The organism is Legionella sp. km772, from assembly GCF_003989735.1.
In the GTDB taxonomy this organism is placed as follows: Bacteria; Pseudomonadota; Gammaproteobacteria; order Legionellales; family Legionellaceae; genus Legionella.
The window spans coordinates 1-1,923 of sequence record NZ_RZGQ01000300.1 but is presented as its reverse complement, the minus strand read 5'-3'; the positions used below and the strand labels follow the sequence as shown (position 1 = coordinate 1,923).

Genomic DNA, 1,923 nt, shown 5'->3' with positions numbered 1-1,923 from the left:
GGGTTTTACCGCATATCCAGCCCAAACTGGCAATGAGATTTATTGAGTAATTTTTTCGATCAATCTTTTCAGAATATCAACATCATCCATGTTGGAGAGAGTCTCATCAAAAAGTGAGAAGGTTTCAGGATCATGTATTTCCAGATACTGAAATGCTTTTTTAGGTCCCTGATAGCGTAATTTTCTAAAGACAAAATAATCTTCAAGGATTGTGTAGATTGCCCATATTTGACGGTACTTTCCTTCCAGGTCTCTTGTAGATGCCCTTGCCAACATTTTTTGATACCAGACTTTACGTACTGTAATTTCCTCAGGAGTAATAGATTCAGGTAATTTTATGGCAGCAGAGAGTTTTTTTAATAGTTCTGTACCAAAATGTTCATTTTCTACAATAACGATACCATCAGACATGCATAAATGTTCATCGGAAATCGCATCAAAAGAACTTTCCGGATAAACAAAAAGATCATGATACACACCATATTTTTCGTCGAAACGCGCAATGCGTTCTTTTTTACCCGTTTTTGTAATTCCTGCAACGTCATAATCACTGTTTGCTGTAAAATCTCCGCGTGCACGTGAACCATATAATATAATAGTATGACAGTGATATAGGGAGGTTAGTTCTTCAACAATTGCCTGAAGTACAGGCTCATTAGTAATGGTATGTTTTTTCATGCCGATACCTTCTTAAGCCAGGCTTTGAGTGACAGGTATTTTCCGTAACCAAGATGTATTGAAATAATTTTCTGTATGGGTACCCCCAGCTGGTAAAGATGCAGAATTTTCTCTCTTTCCTGATCATACATGGAGGCTTGTATTACTCCCTTTGGTTTTCCAAGCTTGATACCTTTGGCTGCGCGAGCCTTTAATCCTTCTTTTGTCCGCTCTGAAATAAAATCCCTTTCCAGTTCGGCCAGCATTGAAAAGATGGTGATCAGCACTTTATTGGCTACATTGTTTTTGGCTACCGGATTCAAATCAAGATTTTGTTTGATAAGAATCAGTTGCGCCTTTTTTTCTTGAATAATCGTTTCTATGGTATTGAGTGTTTCCTTGATGGATCGCCCCAACCGTGACAGTTCAGAAGAAATCACAATATCGCCTGGTAATAATTTATCTAGCAATTCATCAATCCGGCGATGCGCAGTTGACTTTCTAGAAGACATTTCCAGCTCGATCCATTCATCCACCATGATCTTATGATCAATGCAATATCGGCTGATGGCATTTTTCTGGCTGTCTACATTTTGATCCTGGGTGCTTACCCGAACATATCCATAAATCATACAATTTTTATCCATCTCTTATCGTTTTTGTATTAAGGTCGTTTTCGCACATAACACCATAGATTTTATTATCGTTTATAGCGCACCAATATGCTATAGTTTCTTACCTGATAAAACGAGCGTTTAAAGAATTAGATTTAATTTCCTGGATGTACATTAATGGCAAAGCTTGAAATACTGACCCCGGCAGAACAAATTATTTTCAATGCCCCGCCAAAATTTTCACCGGACGAGCAAAATAAATATTTTACTTTACCACCCGAGTTAAAAGCCTGGCTGGAAAGCGTTGATAGCATCACCAATAAAGCTGGATTTATTTTATTGTTTGGGTATTGCCTGGCAGGAGCGCGATTCTACCAGCCAAGACAGTTTTATGAACTTGATCTCAAGGCCATATGCCAGGAATACGGCTTTGATAGCAATGAGGCGCAACTAAAAAGATATAATCAACGGACGTTTAATTACCACAAACAGATAATTCGTGAATATCTTGCGATAAAACCCTTTGATGAAGAGGCAAAAACATTGTTCAAGGAGAGCATCCATGATCGCGCTGCCCGCCATTACCCCCCAAGACAGATTTTACAGGATGTATTCAATCTCCTGAAAGCCAGGCGTATTGAGATCCCTCGCT

At 38.7% G+C, this 1,923-nt stretch carries 3 protein-coding genes; 1 reads left to right on the top strand and 2 read right to left on the bottom strand.

Annotated elements, in window-relative coordinates; all coding sequences use genetic code 11:
* Positions 1-39: 39 nt before the first annotated feature.
* Positions 40-678: a nucleotidyltransferase domain-containing protein gene (locus ELY15_RS15435; protein ID WP_233586861.1), complete on the bottom strand. Its 639-nt coding sequence runs from the start codon at positions 676-678 to the stop codon at positions 40-42.
* Positions 675-1,304, bottom strand: coding sequence for a recombinase family protein (locus tag ELY15_RS15430; protein WP_233586860.1), 630 nt, complete (start codon positions 1,302-1,304; stop codon positions 675-677). Before ELY15_RS15430 ends, ELY15_RS15435 begins: the two co-directional genes overlap by 4 nt.
* A 144-nt stretch (positions 1,305-1,448) precedes the next feature.
* On the opposite strand from ELY15_RS15430, the gene ELY15_RS15425 reads away from it, so the two are divergent.
* Positions 1,449-1,923: DUF4158 domain-containing protein (locus tag ELY15_RS15425; RefSeq protein WP_127101594.1), on the top strand; the 475-nt coding region annotated here is incomplete at its 3' end.